Origin of the sequence: Parvibacter caecicola (assembly GCF_003725335.1) — a bacterium.
Classification (GTDB): domain Bacteria; phylum Actinomycetota; class Coriobacteriia; order Coriobacteriales; family Eggerthellaceae; genus Parvibacter; species Parvibacter caecicola.
In genome coordinates this window covers 66236-85115 of record NZ_QIBY01000009.1, presented here as the reverse complement: position 1 = coordinate 85115, position 18880 = coordinate 66236, and the positions used below count along the sequence as shown (strand labels likewise).

Below are 18880 nucleotides of genomic sequence, written 5' to 3'. Positions count from 1 at the left end.
AACCTGACGTTATCCCCGTCCCCTGTCATGCCCCTGTCATGCCCCGGAGGGGCGGGCGGCCGGGCCGGCCGCCCTTATGGCATCGGGCAGATGCGGGCTACTTGTCCTCGGCGGGCTTCAGGGGCAGGAGCTTGAGGCCCAGGAAGAACACCAGGAAGCCGAGGGCCACGACGCCGAGCGCCACGCCGAACTCCAAGGGGGTGGGCCAGTAGACCAGGCCGGAGTAGGCCTGGGCCATGTTGCCCTCCCAGTTGGTCACGGTGAAGGGGGTCATGGCCGCGGGGTAGTCCAGGTTGGGGATCTGGAAGCCGCCCACCAGCAGCTGCACGCGCTTGCAGAAGATGGCGGCGATGGCGAAGAGGCCGGCGACCACCATGAGCGGGGTGGTGCGCAGCCGCGGCACCACGCAGATGACCACGGCCAGGACGGAGAGGACGACCTCGCCCCAGAAGAAGGGGGCCAAGGGGCCGGAGACGAGCATGGCCACGATCTCGGCGCCGGAGGCGGCCGGGAAGCCCTCGGTGAGGAGGTCGCAGCCGAAGAAGTACAGGTCCACCAGCAGGAACACGGCCAGGAGCTTGGCCAGCTTCACCAGGTCGGACTGCTCCCACTTCAGGTAGCCGGCCGCGCGAAGGGCCACGGCGGCGCAGATCACGAGGCCGGTGCCGCACACGAGCGCCGAGCTCACGAACCAGGGGGCCAGCAGGGCGGTGTGCCACATCTCGTGGCTCTGCTGCAGGCCGAAGATCCAAGCGGTGACGGAGTGCACCATCACGGCGCAAACGAGCGCGACGACCGAGATGACGCGCAGGGCGGCGCGGGACACCTTGCCCTTCTCGGCGGCGATCTGGGCCCAGAGGTACACGCAGGAGAGGATCAGGTACACCATCAGCACGATGATGTCCCACATGAGCGGGCTGCCAAGGTTCGAGTAGACGAAGAGCTCCCACACCCGGAAGGGCTGGCCCATGTCCACCACGACGAGGCCGATCGCGGCCACGGTGGCGGCGACGCTCGTCATCACGGCCACCTTGGAGATGCCGCCGAAGCCCTTGAGCCCGAAGGCCTTGGGGACGGAGCTGATGATCAGGCCGCCGGCGGAGAGGCCGACGAAGAACATGAAGGACGTGATGTAGAGGCCCCAGGAGTCCAGGTTGCGCATGGCGGTCTGCACCATGCCGCCGGACATCTGCGTGAACCAGAGCGCGATGCCGATGGCGGTGACCACGGCCGACACGCCGATGGCCACGTTCAGCCCGCGGCTCTTCGCGGCCGCGCGGGCGCCGGCCGCCTCGCGGGCCTTCGCGGGCGCCGCGGCGGGGGCGAAGTCGTCGTCGATGACGCCGACGTTTTCGAGGTTAGTCATGGCGGTCATCCTTTCTAGACGAGGTAGTACACGGAGGGCTTGGTGCCCTTTTCCGGCAGCAGCGTTTCGTACGACCGCTTCGCCAGTATCTTTGCTATGTCTGAGTTGGGGTCTTCCACATCGCCCCACCAGCGCGCCACCGCGCGGCAGACATCGGCGCACGCCGGGCGCCGGCCGTCGGATACGCGGTGGTAGCACATGGTGCACTTCTCCACCGTATGCTTCTGGTGCTCCGCCGCGTTCGCATCGCCCATGGCAAAGTCTTGCGGATAGGCGGGCTCCTCCCAGTTGAAGCTGCGAACGCCGGTGTAGGGGCAGGCGCTCATGCACATGCGGCAGCCGATGCACTTGTCGTAATCCTGGCGGACAATCCCGGTCTCCTCATCGCGGAAGGTTGCCCCCACCGGGCATACCTTCACGCATGCCGGGTTCTCGCAGTGCTGGCAGCCCAGCGTCAGGAACCGCATCCTCAGCTCATTCGGCGCGTCGCCGGCAGGCGTGTACTCGGCCGGACCTCCATCGGTCATGGCCCGATTCCACCATACGCCAGACGGTAAGTTGTTCTCAAATTTGCAGATCATCGAGCAGTTATTGCACCCAACGCAGCGCGTTGTATCTATGGCAAACGCATAATGGGTCATCGGCTATTCCCCTCCTTTATAGAGCTCTACTTCGCACAGATAGTCGTTGAACGCCCCGTTGCCAGTGATCGGATCCTCGTACACCAGCGTCAAATCCTGGTGATGGCCATCAACGTAGTGATAAGACTGCCATCCATGCGGCATCAGAACCGTGTCCTCGCGAATGCCGGTTGTCACAACTGCCTTCAGCACCGCATAGCCGCGGTCGTTGTACACGCGAACCAGGTCGCCTTGTGAGATGCCGCGCGCTTCCGCCACATTTTTGTGAATGCGAACCGACGGCTCGCCCTTAAGCTCCGTCAACCATTCAGTGTCGTTATGGATGGAGTGGGCGTGATAATTATTGTGGTCGCTCAGCCCGAACAACGGGTATTTCGCCAGGTTGGGATTGTGGATTGTTGCCTCCAGCGCCGGCTCGTACCAAGGAATGCGCTCAGTGTCCTCGATAGTCTGGCCGAAGATATCGCGCGGCGTGACCTCGGAAATGTAAAACTGCGTACGCCCGGTTGGGTTCGTCTCCACCCCCACGTTGTAAGGGAAGTCGTAATCGCAAACGTACACCTTTTCCTTGAGCTCGTCGTAGGTGCAACCACTGGCAACGTTCGCTTCGTCAGACAAGTAATTTCGCAGGTACTCCTCGTCGGAAAGCGGCAGGATCTCCTGCCCCATGGCCGACGCGATGCCCCGGTAAATGTCCATGTCGCTCTTGGTTTCGCCCGCCGGCTCCACCGCCTTCTGCATGAGCATGGCATGCTGGGTGAACGAAACGAAATCCTCCTCTTCCCAGGACAAACACACCGGCAGCACCATGTCGGAATACTTGGCGGTATCGGTCATGAACGAATCTGCTGTCACCAGGAAATCCGCCTTCAACGCCGCCTGAATCATGGCCTGGCGCCCCGACTCGCTAGCAAGGGGGTTGCCGTTAATGAACATGATGTTGCGAATGGGGAAATCTTGGCCGTTGTACTTGCCCGTCTCCATGAGCCGCGGCACAAGCTGCGACGTTATGGCCATGTTCTGCACACCGGTCATGAGGGCCTCAATCATGTCGCCGCGGTTGGCCTTGGGAAGCACTTTGCTGGTCACGTAATTGTGATAGATGGTGGCACCGGGCTTGTTCATATTGCCCGTGAGACATGCCAGCAGTAGCAGGTTTTTGTAGGTATGTCGCGAGTTTGCATGATGCCCCAGCCCCTGATAGGTGGCAATGGTGCTGGGCGAGTTGGCCGCATACAAATCGGCGACTTTCCTGATGAGGTCTGGTTCAAGGCCGCATTCCTCGGCGGCAAACTCCACCGTGAAGGGCGCAATTTTCTCCAGCACCAAATCATAAACCGGGCGTACTTTGAACCCTGCCACTTCGTATGATCCGCGCAGCGCCGGGGTAGCCGTCTCGGTTTGCGCAACGGGCTGGCCAGTCGTCTCATCGATGACCACTTCGGGATTTATCACCGTTGGCTGACCGGTCATCATGTTCACCGGGCCCTCTTGGGGCTCAACGCCAAGATCCGACATCTTCAGATAGGTGCCGTCCTCCTTGATGAGCAAGGGCGCCACCGACTGATTTTTCAGAAAGTCGTAATCAAGTTTGCCCTGCTCAATCAAGTAGTTGGCCATTGCAAGCGCAAATGCGCCATCAGTACCGGGCCGGATGGGCACCCAGATGTCGGAGTGGGCAGCCGCTGTGGTGTACTGCGGGTCTATAGTAACTATCTTGGCGTCATTCTCTTTCGCAGTGCAGATCGAAGGCCACATGCCGCGCACGGCATCGGTGGGGTTCAGTCCCCAAATGAGAATGCACTTCGAGCGCTCCGGATCATTCTGGCTGTTGCCGGGAAACAGCAGCTGCACATACTGCATGTACATCTCAGACATGTCGGCCGAGGGGGTGATAGTGGTGGGGGCGAACGTCTTGATGAAGTGCAGGAAGCCCAGTCCGCTGCCGCCCATGCTGTAACCGCCGGCGTTGGAGAAGCCGGATGCCGCCCCGTTCAGGTAACCGATGCTGCCCCAAGAGAACCACATGGCGTTTGCTGCCGGCCCGTAGGTGTCGGCCACGTCCTTGAAGCGCTCGGCGATGGTGCTAAACGCCTCATCCCAGGTGATGCGTTCCCACTCGCCGGCTCCGCGCTCCGTTCCCTCTACACGTTTCATGGGATACAAAATGCGATTAGCGGCATACAGTCGCTGTGGGGTTGCCGCGCCTTTAACGCACCCGTGACGATAGGCCTCGGCCCCGGCAGGCACTTCTTCCGGCTGGGTTTTCACGATTTTTCCTTCGCGAACCGTAGACCGAAGAAGGCAACGGCCACCACAGTTGCCGCGGCACATGTTGATAAAGCTCTCCTCTTGCGGCACCTCAGTGGCAGCCGCCTGCTCGGCCAAGGAGCCTAGAGCAACCGCCCCCGAAGCCGCGCCGAGTCCTGCCGCGGCCACTACGCCTGTAGTCTTCAGAAAACTTCGCCGGCTCAGCTGACTGCTTTTCCCTATTCTCTCTTCCATTCCCTCTCCTCTCCAATTGGCGCCTTGCGCCCCTACAGAGAGCGGCGCGTCAATTCGCATGTGACTCGCCACTCTGTTCGAGGTTATGGAGCAATACCGAGGCTTTCAATTTCCAATGAATCGTGCCCGTGCCTACATTTGGCACTTTTTTAGTGGAAAGCCTCTTCTCGTGGCACACTTTTACTTGTTTGTGCTATAATTCTCTGCACCAAGCTCCGCTTTCCTTGGCGGTGCGGGGTTTCCGAATCCGACGTGGGGGGCGCCGATGGACACACATGCCGCAATAATCGAGGCCTTCGAACGCTGTGTTGTGGAAACGAGCTACAATAAGACCTCGATCGACAGCATCTGCGCAAAGGCCCACGTATCCCGCCGCACGTTTTACCGATGCTTTCAAGGAAAACAGGCGGTTTTCGAGAAGATAATAGATTCCTATCTCCTGGATCCGGTCGCAGGAATTTACGACCTTGCCTTCGGAGATCAGCTGAACTTTCCCCATCTACTCACCTACGACCGCTCGATGGTGGCCATCCTCAACAAGAAGGATTTTTTCAAAAAAACCCTCAACAACGAGCATTTGGAACTTGTGGGCTACTATTTTCAGCAGCTGCTGATCATCCACCGCGAGAGCTTCGACTCGCCCGACATGAGCGAAGAGGAGAAGGAGTTCGCCGCCTACAGCACAACGTGCGCCAGCATAGGCTCCATCATGCATTGGCTCGAAGACGACTGCTCCATTTCGCCAGAGCAGTTTGTCAGGTACGGGCTGCGCTGGATCTTTGCTCGGCCGCGCGAAATTGGCGTCGGCAAGTTTCACTTGGATTAACGCCCGTCGCACGGGCGCGCAGTGGAGGCGCGTCCGCACAGAAAAGATGCCCGAGGCGTCCCTGGCGGAACTAGGAGCTTGTTTCCGCCAGCACGTGGCAAAACACCCCTTTTCTCCGAGCCGTGGCGGAAATAGCGGCCTATTCTTGCCAGCAAAGCACCACAACTCCTCCAACTCCGCGACTTTGGCAGGAATAGGCGCCTATTCCTGCCAGGGGCCCCGCGAAACCTCCTCTGAACCCGAGCCGTGGCGGAAATAGGCGCCTATTTCCGCCACCGCGCCCGGACAAGCGGGGTAATCCGGGCAGAAGGCGACGGGCGAGACGAAGCAGTACCCCGCCTGGCCGGACAAGCGGGGTAATCCGGTCAAATAGACAACCCGGCGACACGCCGGCGGGCCCCTTGCCCGGACTAGCGGGGTAATCCGGGCAGGGGGCGCGCTCGGCGGGGCTCCCGCAGGCACTCTGCCCGGACTAGCGGGGTAATCCGGGCAGAGGGGTAGGCACAACGCCGCACGGCAGGAGGCTTGCCCGGACTAGCGGGGTAATCCGGGCAGAGACGGGCGCCGCTGGCCGGCGGGGACGAGCTTGGGTTACGGGCTTTCATCCTTCCTGCCGAAAAATTGTGAATCTCCCTTGCGCGCGGGATATGTAATGGTATCTTGCGCTACGAACAGCCGAAGCGCTGAAAATGCCTTCGCAAGTGAACCCCGAAAAGAGGAGAAACCATGTCCCATCCCGTTATTGAAACCGATGAGTGCATTGGCTGCGGCATTTGCGTCGATGCCTGCCCCCAAGAGGTGCTGGAAGTTGTGAACGGCGTGGCCGAGGCCGTGAACGAGGATGCCTGCGTTGCCTGCGGCGACTGCGTGGAAGAGTGCCCCATGGGCGCCATCCCCGAGATCGCCGAGGACTAAACGGCGAATTTCGCAAGCAAGCCACTGCCGGACATTGCGCCGGCAGTAACCAGAAGGGGCGCTCCGGTTGGGGCCCCCTTCTGCGTCTTAACCTTTTGTGAGAGCCAACGAGCCTCTATGCCCCGCGCTAAAACAGCACTCCCGAATACAACTCGTCCAGCCCTTCGCGAACCGCGACAAACTGCGGAATATAAGCCTCGATGATACGGCTCACCATTTTCTGCGCGGCGTCTCCATCGTAAATGTGCGACAGCTCGTTGCGGGCCTTTAGCATCTCCAGCCACAAGTCTTCGTCAATAAAATCGTAAGCAGCGAAGGCCGCCTTTAGCACCTCGCGCGGCGACCCGCTGGCGGCGGCCATATCGCCTTCGTAGGCCAGTGTCTCCTTCATCAGCTTCCACGCCAGCTCGAACTGAAGGGCGAACTTGTTGATTATGCCGCTAACCACAAACTCGTTGGACAGATCCTCCAGCCCCGCGCCCTGGAGAACCGTCAGCTGGGCCACGTAGTTATCTCTCTTCTTCATAGAGAACCTTTCCTTCGGCTTGCACGCGGGCCAAAAGCTCAGGGGAAGCCGCGCCGTCCAGGTCCACAAAATCGAATCGCAGCAGCGTGGGCGCCTCTTCCTCCAGGTCCAACACGAACCGCGCTTGATCGCCGCCCGCCAGAGCCAAGTCAATGTCGCTCTTCGGGCGATGGGAGCCCCGCGCCCGCGACCCGAACAGCACCACCCGCGCAAGGCCATGGCGTTGCGCGCACTCCACGATGCTCTCCAAAACCGGCTGTTTTATCCCTGCATTTTCCATGCCGCCCATTGTACAACGGCTTCCGGAACATCCTGGGGCTAAGATGAGGGCGCGGCGACCAGGGAAGCCAGTGAAAACCGGCCCTTGGCCAATAAACTTTTGCTAAATTGCCTCTAGCCCACTTCTGCTAAATATAGGCAAGTTGCTAACAGGGCAAACACCGCGAGGAAAACGAGCACGGCAACAGCCGCGGCTAAGATGCTAACGCCACCATGGGCGCGCATGTGGTTAACCAGGGCCTCACCCCTCAACCCCTGCTGCACCCCCTTGCGATATACGCGATCGGCGGTCCATCGATAGACGCGGTAGAAGAAACATGCAAAGAGGAGGCTTTCGAAACGGGTTACCATTTTTGCCACGTTTCCAATCAGCGGAATGAGCAGCAGATTAATCACTCCGAGCAGAACGCCAGCCGCAACCATGCCCAAGGCCCCTATGAAGCACTTTCGATAGGCCAAATATATTGCGCCAAGAAATACCGTGGGAAAGCTAAAGGAGTATTGGGCTTTCATCCTGTGAAACATTTTGAGATTCTTGGCTTCGTCAAGCGGATCCGGAACGGGCCCTTCGATAAAGGCGTAGTAGCAGCGCGCTTTCTCGTATTCTTCATCGTGGCATTGTGCCACCTCGCTGAGGTCAGATCCGGAAACCTGCTCTGGCTTGGCGCCATTCACGGGCGCTGCCACCGGAACATCGGCTGGCTCCCAGTTGTTAACTGCTCCCATTCCCTCTCCTCCTGCCGAAACGAGCCCGTGGCATAACATGGGCAACCGGGCATACGGTTATCACAATGCAATAATATCACTATTGATGTTTTACAACAATTGCACTTGCGAAAAGGACTTATGCAGATATTTCCCTTCCGCCCGTTAACAACGAGCAGCTACTGCCGGGCATTGCGCCGGCAGTAACCAGAAGGGGCGCTCCGGTTGGGGCGCTTCTTTTGTGTTTGGGGCGGGGATTATTCCAGTGTTAGCTCTTTGAGGAGGGACCAGGCGCGTTGTTTGCCTTCGGGGGTTTCCAGGAGAGCAGCGAAATTGGTGAAAGCGGCCACCGAACGGGCGGACAGGCGATTGGGATGGTCGCAGAAGACGGGCTGGCGGTAGGCCTCCGCCAGCAGCGCCGCCGCTGCGGCATCCGCCACCACCAGGGCCACGGGGTCGAGCCCTTCCACGATGGTGCGCAGCTGCAGCTCCGTCAGCGGGGCCGCATCGGCGGCATCGGCCGCGCTGGGGAGCGCGGCCGCGGGTTCTTTCTTGGGGGCTGCGGCGCCTTCTCCGCTGGCCGCGCTGGGGGGCGCGGTGGCGGGCTCTTCCTCGGCGGTCGCGGGCGCCACTTCTACCCAGGCCACGTTTTCGCGGCCGTAGCCCAGGCGCTCGGCGGAGGCGGTCACGGCATCGCGGGCCTGGGCCGGCAGCGGCCCCGAGCTCACGCACATAAGCGACGCGTTCGGGCACCCCTGCACCTGCAGCGGAAACTGCGCCAGCACCGCTTCCGCCGTCGCGAAAAGCATGTTACTTTTTTGGCTTTCTTTCACACCGCACCCCGATTCACCGCGCTTTCATGCCTATAAAGTAGCATACTAGCCCCATTGACATCCCGAAAAGACAGGAGTTTGCCATGTGCAGCAACGGAGTGAACGCGGGGCAATTCGAGCAGATGATCGACCAAATTGACGACCACATCAAGGTGGAGCGCCGCTGGGTGCACACCCTGGGGCACATGGCCGGCGACGCCGGTTACGCCACGGTGGACGCCAAGCTGCATGCCGCCCAGGCGCTGCTGGACGACGTGCGCGCGCTGCTGGACGAGGCCAAGGACGCCTTGGAAGACGACGCCACCGAAACCAGCGGCGTCACTGTAAGCCTTGTGTAGCCGCCATGGCTAACGACCTGGTGCGGTTCTCAGTGGCGATGCCCGAGGACCTGCTGATGCGGTTCGATCGCCTGGTGGCCCGCCGCGGCCTGGCGAAGAACCGCAGCGAAGTAGTGCGCGACCTGGTACGCGACGCCCTGGTAGAGGACGACTGCGGCATGCCCGGCGTAGTGGTGATGGGCACCCTCACCGTGGTGTTCGACCACCACGCCCACGACGTGCAGGAGAAGATGCACCACATCCAGCACCTCTACTACGGCAACATCGTGTCCACCACCCACGTGCACATCAACGAATCGCTGTGCCTGGAGGTAATCATCCTCAAAGGCGAAACAGGGGTGGTGCAAGACATCGCCAACATGATTTTGGGCACCAAAGGCGTGTCCCACGGCAACCTGACTGTGACCACCACCGGCTGCGTGATTTAGCGGAAGGGATGGCGCCGGCGCCTTGCGAAAGGGTGCCGGTGCGAGGCCGAAGCCGAGCAGCGCAGAGCCGCGCAAGGGGAACTGACGCTGGGCGGCAGACCCTTGCGAAGGGACGCTGCCGCGGACAGTGACGCGGACTGCGCGCAAAGAGGCGACCTACGCATTACAAGTGCGTTGCTCTTTTTCGGAACGCTGTTCTGATGAGGGCAAACGCGACACGGCGAAAAGGGCCCTGCAGATTTTCGCCGTAGTTTTTCGCTACATATATATGTAAGGGAGTGCAATGGCAACTGAAACGGTAATGCTCGGCCACGGCAGTGGCGGCACCATGATGAAGCGCATCATCGACGAAGTGTTCTTCGCCGCCTATGGCAACGACGATCTGCTGAAGGGCGACGACGCGGCGGTGCTGCCGGCGCCCGAGGCGGGGCAGCGGCTGGCCTACTCCACCGACAGCTTCGTGGTTACGCCGCACTTCTTCCCCGGCGGCGACATCGGGCGGCTGGCCGTGTGCGGCACCGTGAACGATGTGGCCACCAGCGGCGCCACTCCCCTTTACCTCACCTGCGCCTTCATCTTGGAAGAAGGCTTCCCCCTGGAGGACCTTCGCCGCATCTGCGCCTCCATGGCGGAAGCGGCGAAGGAGGCGGGCGTGCGCATCGTGACCGGCGACACCAAGGTGGTGAACCGCGGGCACGGCGACGGCATCTTCATCAACACCAGCGGCGTGGGCACGCTGGCCCCCGGCATCAACCTGGGAGGCGCCCAGTGCCGCCCCGGCGACAAGGTGCTGGTGTCCGGCACGCTGGGCGACCACGGCATCACCATCATGAGCTGCCGTGAGGGGCTGAACTTCTCCACCACGCTGGAGAGCGATGCCGCGCCGCTGAACCACCTGATTGCCGCCGTGCTGGAAGCGGCCCCCGACGTGCGCTGCTTCCGCGACCCCACCCGCGGCGGCCTGGCCTCTACCCTGAACGAGCTGGCCAGCCAGGCGGGCGTGGACATCACTGTGGAAGAAGAGGCCGTGCCGGTGAAGAGCGAAGTGCTGGGCGCCTGCGAGATGCTGGGCTACGACGTGTTCCAAGTGGCCAATGAGGGCAAGATGGTGTGCGTGGTGGCGGCCGACCAGGCTGAAGCCGCGCTTGAGGCCATGCGCCATAGCCCTTACGGGCAGGACGCCGCCATCATCGGCGAAGTGACGGAAGCCCGCGCCGACCGCGGGCCGAAGGTGTTTTTGCGCACCGCTTTCGGCAGCACCCGCATTCTGGACATGCTGGTGGGCGAACAGCTGCCCCGCATTTGCTAGGGGCACAACACCGGCCCTTGTTCCGCACGGCTTCATGCCCGCCATCGTGAACGAATTGTTGTGACCGCGTTCCAGCGGCGCAACAAGCCCTGGCGATGGCGGGCTTTCAGCTTAAAATGGGGTTTCGCAATTTGTGAAGCCTAAGGAGCAACCATGACCACCGATGCACCGCAGTTCAAAGCCATCATCTTCGACCTGGACGGCACCCTGCTCAATACCCTGCCCGACCTGGTGGAAGTCACCAACACCGCTCTTCAGCAGGCAGGCATGCCGCCGCGCAACCAACAGGAAATCCTGGGCTTCGTGGGCAACGGCGTGCAGTCGCTCATTTCGCAGGCGGTACCGGAGGGCACCTCGCCCCAGCAGCTGCAGCAAGTGTACGAGGACTGGTGTCGCATCCATCACGAAATTGGCACCCGCCTTACCCACCCCTTCCCCCATGTGGTGGAAACGCTGGACCAGCTGAAGGCCGACGGCATTGCGCTGGGGGTGCTGTCCAACAAGTTCGACACCGGCGTGCAGGAAGTGGTGGCCCAGTACCTGCCGGGCTATTTTGCCGCCGTGCATGGCGAAAGCGAGGACATTCCCCGCAAGCCCGACCCGAAGGGCCTGCGCCACACCATCGCTGAACTGGGGTTTGAGCCGCATGAGTGCATGTACGTGGGCGACTCCCCCAATGACATCCGCACCGCCAAGGCGGCGGGCGCGTTCGGCGTGGCAGTGGCCTGGGGCTATCACCCGGTGGAAGACTTCGACCCTGAACCGGTGCGGCCGCACCTGATTGTGAACGACCCCCGCGAACTGGCGTGGCTGATCGAGGGCAAGTAGTAGAATGGGACGGCGGCGGTCGAGGCCTATGCCCGGCCGCGAACCGACGGAGCACAATCGGAAGGCAGGGGGTCTATCCCCGCCTTAACCGACGCCCGCATGCAGTTGCGGCCCAGGGCGGGCAGAGAACGCCTGCCCCGCAATGCGAAGCGCATGGCAGCTGCGGCGAAACCGACAGGCCCCCTTGTAGGAAAGGAAACGGCAGTGGAAGACGTACATTTCGGCACCGATGGCTGGCGGGCCATCATCGGCGAGGGCTTCACCGAGGGCAACTTGGTGCGCACCGCCGAGGCAGCCGCCAAGGTTTTCAAGGAAGACGCGCTGGCCGCGGGCCGCACCGCCGACAATCTGGGCACCATCATCGTGGGCCACGACTGCCGCATGGACGCCCATCGCTTCGCCGCGCTGACGGCGGAAGTGGTGGCGGCCGAGGGCTTCACCGTGCTGCTGACCAGCGAATACTGCCCCACCCCCACCCTGTGCTGGAGCGTGGCCCACAACCCCGAGGCAGTGGGCGGCATCATGCTCACCTCCAGCCACAACCCCGCCGAGTACCTGGGGGTGAAACTGCGCATGGCCGATGGCGGCGCCAGCCCCAAGGAGTTCACCGATCGCGTGGAGGCGCTGCTGCCGGAAAAGCCCACGCAGGCCCGCGGCAACTTCGCCGAAACCGACCTCATGACCCCCTATCTGGAAGCCCTCACCGAGCTGGTGGACGTGGAGGCCATCCGCAAAGCCGGGCTGCGCGTGGTGATCGACCCGCTGTTCGGCGCCGGCCGCCTGTACCTGGCCCAGCTGCTGCGCTCCATGAACGTGGAGGTGGTGGAAATCCACAACGCGGCCGACCCCACTTTCGAAGGGCTGCACCCCGAGCCGGTGCCGCCTTGGGTGGACGAGGGCCTGGCGAAGGTGCGCGAGCTGGACTACGACGCGCTGTTCATCAACGACGGCGACGCCGACCGCATCGGCGGCGGCGACAGCCAGGGCAACTTCGTGAATCCGCACCGCATCATCACCCTGATCACCGAGCACATGGTGCGCGACCGCGGCGAAACCGGCCGCGTGGTGAGCACTGTCACCGCCTCGGCCATGCTGGACCGCATGTGCCGCCGGCTGGGACTTGAGCTGGTGTCCACCCCCGTGGGCTTCAAGTGGATTTACGGCGAAATGGTGAAGGGCGGCGTGCTGCTGGGTGGCGAAGAATCCGGCGGCATCGGGCTGCCAGGCCACGTGAAAGAGCGGGACGGCCTGCTGATGGCTCTGCTGCTCACCGAGATGATGGCTCAAAAGGGCAAGGACCTGGGGCAACTGGTGGCGGACATGCTGGCGGAAGTGGGGGCGCTGGAGTTTGCCCGCCGCGGCGTGGCGCTTACGCCCGAAGGCATCGAGCACTTCAAGGCCGACATTATGCCCAGCTATGAGGCCGAGGTGTTCGGCGGCAAGAAGGTACTGGGCTACGACCGCCGCGACGGCGTGAAGCTGCTGCTGGAAGACGACGCCTGGGTGATGATGCGCCCCAGCGGCACCGAGCCTTTGGTGCGCGTGTACGCCGAAGCGGAAACCGTTGACGAAGTGAACGCCCTGCTCGACGCGGCCGAGGCTGTCGTGAAGGGCGAGTAGGCCGCCTGTACGAAGCACCGTTTGCAAGTTGGATTCGTAGGGCAGGGATTCTATCTCTGCCTAAACGGGCGCAGGCACGCTGGGGCTTCTCAGGCCGAACCAGAATGCCTGCCCATGAAAAAACGGGCCGCCTGGAAAACCGGGCGGCCCGTTTCGCTTTCTGGATGGGCGACGTGAGCTGCGCCCGCTACTCCTTCTCGTCGTCAGGGAGGGTTGTAAGGGCCTCCACCACTTCATCGGCCAGCTTCTTCTGGCGCTCGGGGGTGAGGCGGTCGGAAATGCGCACCACGATGGACCCCACCACCTCGTGATAACCGGGGGCCAGGTCGGTGTTGTCGAACTGCGAAATGTAGTCGTTGCGGGCCTCGGCCAGCTCAACCGTGGGGTACACCTCCACCGAACCGCCGCCGGACGTGCCCTTCCCCACCACGCCTTCGCCGTACACCTTGTCCTGCAGGATAAGGGAGTAGGTGAAATACACCATGGAGCTGTAGCCGTCGGCTTGGTTCAGCAGACCGTTGGGGTCGTTTTCAGGGGTGACCGCTTCGGCGGCGATGATATGCGGCACCGTACGCAGCCGCTCGATGACGTTGCTGGCCGTGGGGTCCACCACCAGCTCGCGCAGGGCGATGCTGTCCTCCAACGCGTCTTCGGCAGCGTTGAGGCGGCCGATGAGCTGGGCATAGTTGCCGGAAATGCGAATTTTGTTCGTGACCGTGCGAATCTCGTCGGTGGTCAGCGGCATGGGGGTGACGGAATCCTTGGCCCCCTTGGCTTCGCTGATGAGCTGCTGGGCGTCAGTGATGAGCTGGGGCTCCAACGGCTGGGCGCCGGAATTCACCAGAAACTGCAGCGACGCCACCGCTTGGTCCAGCTCCTCGTTGCGCTCTTGCAGTGCTGCGGCCGAGCGCTGATAGCTGTCGACGGCCTTTTGGTAATCAGCGAAGTTGGTGGTCACCACAGTGGCGATGGCGCAAGCGGCCACCACTATGACGCAAGCTATGGCCACGGCCACGCGCATCTTGATGCCGCGATGTTCGTCCGGTTCGGGGCTGCCTTGTTCGGCTTCGGCTTCGGCGGCGCTGGCGTCGGCACCGGAGTCGGCCGGGGTCTTCGGCTCCTCGGCGGTGGCGTTGCCCTCAGCGGCGGCCGCCTTAGCCTCGCCGCCGTCCTTCGCATCGCTCGCCGCAGATTCCACAGCAGCTTCCACGGTCTCACTTTTGGAGGCGTCGTCTTTGCCAGCCTCCGGGGCAGCCTCCGCAGCAGCCTCGGCCCCTTCGCCTGTTACAGCCGCCACGGCCTCTGCGCTCTTTTCCCCATCAGCAGAAGCCGCATCTGCGGTTTTAGTTTTTTCCTCAGTCACGCTGGCTCCTTTCCGCAACGTTCGCTTTTGTGCGCAGCGCGGAAAACAGTCTAGCAGAGCAGGCGCGTTCGCGGGCCTAGGCCACGATTTCGAACGAATCCCCCACCATCAAGCGGCCGCCGTGCAGCACGCGGCAGAACACGCCCTCGCGCGGCATGATGCAGTCGCCCATCTTGTGGTAAATGGCGCAGTGGGAATGGCACTCCTTGCCAATTTGCGTGAGCTCCAGCTCAACTTCGCCGCTCTTGAAGCGGGTGCCGATGGGCAGGGTTTTCAAGTCGAAGCCCTCCACCACAATGTTCTCGCCGAACGCGCCGTCCACCACGCCGGCCCCGCGAGCGTTGAAGTCCTGGATTTTCTCGAAGGCCAGCAGGCTTACCTGGCGATGCCAGTTGCCCGCATGGGCGTCGCCGTCGATGCCCCAGTCTTCCTTCAGCACGATGGAAGGCTGCGCGGTTTTCTGAATGCCTTTGCGATCGCTGGTACAAACTGCTTTGATCGTGCCCATGGTGCACCTTTCTCGTAAGCGACAACGCGGCGCCACTTCGCGTGCCCGGTGCATCTCACAGATCAACCCCATCCCGCTGCACTACGAGAAGGGGGAATTCTTGGCGTGGGAAAATCCTACCATAACACTAGGCGTTCTCAATCGAGAATAATTGTGGGTTTCCAGAGCCGCTGGAGAGTGGGCCGACCCGACAGGCCTGCGCTCCGGAAACGCAAAAGGCAGAGATAGAATCTCTGCCCTACGATGATGCTGACATTATCCCCGTCCCCTGTCATGAATACGCAGGTGGAGCGAATCGGTGGGGCACACCGATGTGCAGGTGGTGCAGCGAATGCACTCGGCGCTGGCGGGCGTTTTCGTGGGGTCCACCACCATGGGGCAGGCCCTCGCGCACTTTTCGCAATGAACGCACGTGGCCTCGGTCCATTTCAGCTGCACCAGGCTGAAACGGTTGAACAGTCCCCACAGCCCGCCCAACGGACACAGGTAGCGGCAGAAGGGACGATGAATGAACACCGCCAGCACCACAATGGCCACCAGCACCGCCAGCTTCCAATTGAACAGCCAGCCGATTTGCGCTTGCAGCCGCGGATCCAGCGCCAGCAGCGGAAGCCCCGCCTCCAGCGTGCCGGCCGGGCACAGAAATTCGCAGAAAAACGGCGGCGCATAGCCGTTGGCAGCGGCAACCACCAGCGGCAGCCCCACCACCATCACCGCCAACACCAGGTACTTCAGCCAGCGCAGCGGCCGGTCGATCTTCTTCGGCACCCGCAGCTTGGGCGAGGGGATGCGGTGCAGCAGATCTTGGATGAGGCCGAAGGGACACAGCAAGCCGCAAGCCAGACGCCCCAGCAGAATGCCGAACAGCAGCAGAGTGCCCAGCACGTAGAAGGGAACGCCGCGACCCGTGGAGCCGAACGCTGCCTGCAGCGCTCCGATGGGGCACGCCCCCAGCGCTCCCGGACAGGAGTAGCAGTTCAGCACCGGCACGCACACCGCCTTGCTGGGGCCGGTGAAGATTTTGCCCTCGGCAAAGCCTACTGCGTAGCCGTTCATCACGGCTGCGGCCGCCACCTGGATGAGCCGTTGGGTTCTAACCTTCATCAGCCGATTCCAATGCATTCAAGGCAAATGCGGGCGGCCTTGCTGTACACAACGGCCGCCTCGCCCTGCGCAAGGCCCCATACGATAGCGGCCACGGCCACAACGGCCACGGCCACCACCAACGCTATCGAGCGCCCCTTCGCCACAAATTCCCCTACAGGTCGATGGCGGGCTTGCCCATGAGGGACAGCTGGTGGTTCACTGCGTTCTCGATGGTGTCTTCCAGGTCCATCTGGCCGCCCACGAACTCGGACAGCGCCACGCCTTGGCTATCGTACAGCACCGTGGTGGGCATGTACATGATGTCGCTCACTGCGGAAATAAGGTCGCCGCTGTCTTGGGTGGGCACCAGCGTTACGCCGCGATAGCCGGCTTGGTTGAGAATGGACTGCGCCTCCTGCACGCCGGACTGGCCGTCCAGCAGCACCGTAATCAGCTGCACATTGGCGGGCAGTTCCCGCTGGATTTCCGCCAGGTCGGGCATTTCGGCCACGCAAGGCGGGCAAGTGATGGACCAGAAGTTCACAACGGTGATGTCCTTGCTGGCCAGGTCGGCTGCGGTAAAGGTGCCGCCGTCGATGGTAGTGGCGGAGAAGTTGCCAAGGTCGCTCACCGTGGGGGCTTGGGCCACATCGGTGCCATCCCAGCTGTCGCCCCGCTGCCCATTGCCGTTGCCCTGGCCATTGCCGTAACCGTTGCCATTGCCGTGGTGTTCGTCCTCATGGTGCTGCGAGCCATTCCCCTGACCGTTGCCTTGGCCGCTGTCGTTGCCATTCCCCTGGCCATTCCCTTGCCCTCCATCGGGCACCTGGGGCGCGGCCGCATTGGCACCATTGCCACCGTCCGCCGGAGCCGGAGCAGGGGCCACGCTGCAGCCCACTGCGAACAGCCCCATCGTCGCCGCCGCAAAAGCAGCCGTAAGCTTCACAGAAATCTTCTTCATCAGAGGCCCTTTCCCTCGCTTGTCGTTCAGGCAAACTTTACCAAACTCGCTGGCCTTTCCCCAAAAACAAAACAACTGCCACACAGCCGTCATGGCCCCGTCAGCCCCGCCCCTTCGTGTGCTATACTGTATATAAAATATGTATAGCGAAGGGAGCACCTGTGCCCACCGTGCAAATGAACACGCGCCTCGACAGCGCCATGAAGGCTGCCGGCGACGCGGTGCTGCGCCGCAACGGCTACAGCCCTTCCGCGGCCACCCAAGCCCTCTGGGGTTACCTCGCCACGCACCAGCAACTGCCTGAATTCATGCCGCCCCGCAAGCCAGGTGCGCTCACCGAGGCTCGGCGCCAGGAGATTCTGGAGGGTGAAGGGTTGGCGGTGCGGTTGTTTCAGCGAATGACTGGAGTTTCCGCACCGTCGCCGCAAGAAGGCCTGCCCAGTTACGACGACCTGCGTCGGGCCGCCTATGCCGAGCGGGGGTTGCTGGATGACTGAGCGAACCACCACGTTGCTCGTGGACACCAACGTGTGGCTCGATCTGCTTTTGGGCAGAGGCAACGCGCGGCAATCCGGGCATTTGGTGATGTGCGCCGATGGCTGCGACCACCTCCTGACCGTCACCGCATCTCAACTTAAGGATATTTTCTATATCATCGGCCAAAGCCTGAAAAACAGCGCACGAAAAGAAGAGGGCACCGTAACCCAGCAGCAGGCCGTGTCTGCAAACGAGGTGGCTTGGAGCTGCTTGTCCTACGTTCAGAAGCAGGCGATGGTGCTGTCCGAAGGATCGGCCGAGCACTACCTGGCCTCGTCGCTTCGGCCCGATTGCGCCGATTACGAAGACGCGCTACTGCTGGCCTGCGCCCGCAATGCGCAGGTGGACTTCATCGTCACCAACGACAAACAGCTGCTGTCCCAGGCCGTTGTCAAAGCCCTTTCGCCTGCGCAGTATCTCGAAGCCCACGCGTAAGGGCGATTGTTCGGAAAAGGCCCGGACGGCCAGCAGCGCCTATTCGGCTTCGGCGCCGGCGAGCCTTTGGGCGGCCACTTCTTGCTGGTAGTAGGCGTAGAGTTCGGGCAGGGCGCGCTTTTGGCTTACCGGCTGGAAGGTTTCCTTGTCCACCAGACACACGGTAACGAGGCCATCCACCAGGGGCCGGGCGGTTTCCGGATCGTCCCCTTCGCGAAACACCTGCTGACGGTACACCGTGCGCGTGGCGTGCACCGCCTCCACCGACGTGCGCACGAACCCGCGCTCGCCATAGCGCAGCGGCGCGCCGTACTGGATGTCCACGTGGTAGATGGGGCTCATGTAGCCGGCCTCCTCTACCGCCGTGTAGGAAAAGCCGTTCTTCTGCAGGTAATCCACCCGGCCGTCCTCGAAATACAGCAGGTAGTTGCCATGGTACACCACTCCCATCATGTCGGTGTCGGCGTAGCGAACGGTAATGGGGGTATCCACGAACATAGAGGCTCCTTGGGGAGGTCGGGGGCAACGGCAAGCCCCTATTATAGCCCTGGCGCAGTTTGCGCTGGAGCGCTTCGGGCGACGGGCCGCTGGCGGACGTTTGGCAAAAGGGCGAGTTATTCCGAACTGCCCCGTGCCAAAACCCGGCTTTATTCCGAGAAAAACGCCAGAACGGGCCGTTTTTCAGAGGCGAAGGACCGAGCGAGCTCGGAATAATCGGCGGTTTTGCCCAAAAACGCAGCCCCGCTGACAAAACGCTCCGTTTCTCCGGGCTCGCCTCCGTCAGGATGCGCGCGCGCCGAAGGGCAACAGAAAGCCCCTCGGGGGGCGAGGGGCTTTGGAGAGAGGACTCGCATCGGGAAACGGTGCCGGG

Annotated in this window: 22 protein-coding genes and 1 CRISPR repeat array; of the genes, 9 read left to right on the top strand and 13 right to left on the bottom strand. The window is 62.3% G+C overall.

Annotated features, from left to right (window positions below; all coding sequences use genetic code 11):
* Positions 1–97 precede the first annotated feature (97 nt).
* From nrfD to DMP11_RS06810, 3 genes are all read right to left on the bottom strand, one after another.
* Positions 98–1366: an NrfD/PsrC family molybdoenzyme membrane anchor subunit gene (gene nrfD / locus DMP11_RS06820; RefSeq protein ID WP_123185758.1), complete on the bottom strand. Its 1269-nt coding sequence runs from the start codon at positions 1364–1366 to the stop codon at positions 98–100.
* 14 nt (positions 1367–1380) lie between these two features.
* On the bottom strand, positions 1381–1893 hold the full coding sequence (locus DMP11_RS06815; RefSeq protein ID WP_328590235.1) for a 4Fe-4S dicluster domain-containing protein: 513 nt from the start codon (positions 1891–1893) through the stop codon (positions 1381–1383).
* Between the two features lie 117 nt (positions 1894–2010).
* Positions 2011–4512, bottom strand: coding sequence for a molybdopterin-containing oxidoreductase family protein (locus DMP11_RS06810; RefSeq protein ID WP_161555326.1), 2502 nt, complete (start codon positions 4510–4512; stop codon positions 2011–2013).
* Positions 4513–4777: 265 nt separating this feature from the next.
* On the opposite strand from DMP11_RS06810, the gene DMP11_RS06805 reads away from it, so the two are divergent.
* On the top strand, positions 4778–5338 hold the full coding sequence (locus DMP11_RS06805) for a TetR/AcrR family transcriptional regulator (RefSeq protein ID WP_123185755.1): 561 nt from the start codon (positions 4778–4780) through the stop codon (positions 5336–5338).
* Positions 5339–5616: 278 nt separating this feature from the next.
* Positions 5617–5893: a CRISPR direct-repeat array (repeat unit 29 nt; unit sequence TGCCCGGACTAGCGGGGTAATCCGGGCAG).
* Positions 5894–6064: 171 nt separating this feature from the next.
* A complete protein-coding gene (locus DMP11_RS06800; RefSeq protein ID WP_123185754.1) occupies positions 6065–6253 on the top strand; it encodes an ATP-binding protein in 189 nt (62 codons plus the stop codon).
* Between the two features lie 127 nt (positions 6254–6380).
* On the opposite strand, the gene DMP11_RS06795 is transcribed toward DMP11_RS06800, so the two are convergent.
* From DMP11_RS06795 to DMP11_RS06780, 4 genes are all read right to left on the bottom strand, one after another.
* Complete coding sequence (locus tag DMP11_RS06795) at positions 6381–6779, bottom strand: HI0074 family nucleotidyltransferase substrate-binding subunit (protein ID WP_123185753.1); 399 nt, start codon at positions 6777–6779, stop codon at positions 6381–6383.
* Positions 6763–7059 (bottom strand): nucleotidyltransferase domain-containing protein, encoded by a 297-nt coding sequence (locus DMP11_RS06790; RefSeq protein ID WP_123185765.1) that lies wholly within the window; start codon positions 7057–7059, stop codon positions 6763–6765. Before DMP11_RS06790 ends, DMP11_RS06795 begins: the two co-directional genes overlap by 17 nt.
* 113 nt (positions 7060–7172) lie before the next feature.
* The gene (locus tag DMP11_RS06785) at positions 7173–7784 is read right to left on the bottom strand and encodes a DUF2628 domain-containing protein (protein WP_161555325.1); all 612 of its coding nucleotides are present in this window, start codon (positions 7782–7784) and stop codon (positions 7173–7175) included.
* 236 nt (positions 7785–8020) lie between these two features.
* On the bottom strand, positions 8021–8572 hold the full coding sequence (locus DMP11_RS06780; protein WP_123185751.1) for a hypothetical protein: 552 nt from the start codon (positions 8570–8572) through the stop codon (positions 8021–8023).
* Between the two features lie 107 nt (positions 8573–8679).
* On the opposite strand from DMP11_RS06780, the gene DMP11_RS06775 reads away from it, so the two are divergent.
* The 5 genes from DMP11_RS06775 to DMP11_RS06755 all read left to right on the top strand — a co-directional run bounded on the left by DMP11_RS06775 (position 8680) and on the right by DMP11_RS06755 (position 13119).
* A complete protein-coding gene (locus DMP11_RS06775; RefSeq protein WP_123185750.1) occupies positions 8680–8934 on the top strand; it encodes a dynein gamma chain protein in 255 nt (84 codons plus the stop codon).
* Between the two features lie 5 nt (positions 8935–8939).
* The gene (nikR, locus tag DMP11_RS06770; protein ID WP_123185749.1) at positions 8940–9362 is read left to right on the top strand and encodes a nickel-responsive transcriptional regulator NikR; all 423 of its coding nucleotides are present in this window, start codon (positions 8940–8942) and stop codon (positions 9360–9362) included.
* A gap of 283 nt (positions 9363–9645) precedes the next feature.
* Positions 9646–10671, top strand: a complete 1026-nt coding sequence (gene hypE, locus DMP11_RS06765) for a hydrogenase expression/formation protein HypE (RefSeq protein WP_123185748.1) — start codon at positions 9646–9648, stop codon at positions 10669–10671.
* Positions 10672–10824: 153 nt separating this feature from the next.
* Positions 10825–11499 carry an HAD family hydrolase gene (locus DMP11_RS06760; protein ID WP_123185747.1) on the top strand — a complete coding sequence of 225 codons (675 nt, stop codon included), beginning with the start codon at positions 10825–10827 and terminating at the stop codon, positions 11497–11499.
* A 204-nt stretch (positions 11500–11703) separates the two neighbouring features.
* Entirely contained in the window at positions 11704–13119 is a 1416-nt protein-coding gene (locus DMP11_RS06755; protein ID WP_123185746.1) for a phosphohexomutase domain-containing protein, read from the top strand.
* A gap of 187 nt (positions 13120–13306) precedes the next feature.
* Here DMP11_RS06755 and DMP11_RS06750 read toward each other — a convergent pair whose 3' ends face one another.
* From DMP11_RS06750 to DMP11_RS06730, 5 genes are all read right to left on the bottom strand, one after another.
* Positions 13307–14482: a hypothetical protein gene (locus tag DMP11_RS06750; RefSeq protein ID WP_123185745.1), complete on the bottom strand. Its 1176-nt coding sequence runs from the start codon at positions 14480–14482 to the stop codon at positions 13307–13309.
* A 76-nt stretch (positions 14483–14558) separates the two neighbouring features.
* A complete protein-coding gene (locus DMP11_RS06745) occupies positions 14559–14990 on the bottom strand; it encodes an MOSC domain-containing protein (protein WP_123185744.1) in 432 nt (143 codons plus the stop codon).
* A 255-nt stretch (positions 14991–15245) separates the two neighbouring features.
* Positions 15246–16094 carry a 4Fe-4S binding protein gene (locus DMP11_RS06740; protein WP_211329082.1) on the bottom strand — a complete coding sequence of 283 codons (849 nt, stop codon included), beginning with the start codon at positions 16092–16094 and terminating at the stop codon, positions 15246–15248.
* A complete protein-coding gene (locus DMP11_RS06735; protein ID WP_123185742.1) occupies positions 16094–16240 on the bottom strand; it encodes a CD1871A family CXXC motif-containing protein in 147 nt (48 codons plus the stop codon). Before DMP11_RS06735 ends, DMP11_RS06740 begins: the two co-directional genes overlap by 1 nt.
* An 8-nt stretch (positions 16241–16248) precedes the next feature.
* Positions 16249–17037, bottom strand: a complete 789-nt coding sequence (locus DMP11_RS06730) for a TlpA family protein disulfide reductase (protein ID WP_123185741.1) — start codon at positions 17035–17037, stop codon at positions 16249–16251.
* A 161-nt stretch (positions 17038–17198) separates the two neighbouring features.
* Between DMP11_RS06730 and DMP11_RS06725 the strand changes: the two genes are divergently transcribed.
* Both DMP11_RS06725 and DMP11_RS06720 read left to right on the top strand, forming a co-directional pair.
* On the top strand, positions 17199–17534 hold the full coding sequence (locus DMP11_RS06725; protein WP_123185740.1) for a hypothetical protein: 336 nt from the start codon (positions 17199–17201) through the stop codon (positions 17532–17534).
* A complete protein-coding gene (locus DMP11_RS06720) occupies positions 17527–18009 on the top strand; it encodes a PIN domain-containing protein (RefSeq protein WP_161555324.1) in 483 nt (160 codons plus the stop codon). Before DMP11_RS06725 ends, DMP11_RS06720 begins: the two co-directional genes overlap by 8 nt.
* A 39-nt stretch (positions 18010–18048) precedes the next feature.
* Here the strand turns inward: DMP11_RS06720 and DMP11_RS06715 are convergent, their stop codons facing one another.
* Positions 18049–18507, bottom strand: a complete 459-nt coding sequence (locus tag DMP11_RS06715) for an acyl-CoA thioesterase (protein ID WP_123185738.1) — start codon at positions 18505–18507, stop codon at positions 18049–18051.
* Positions 18508–18880 lie beyond the last annotated feature (373 nt).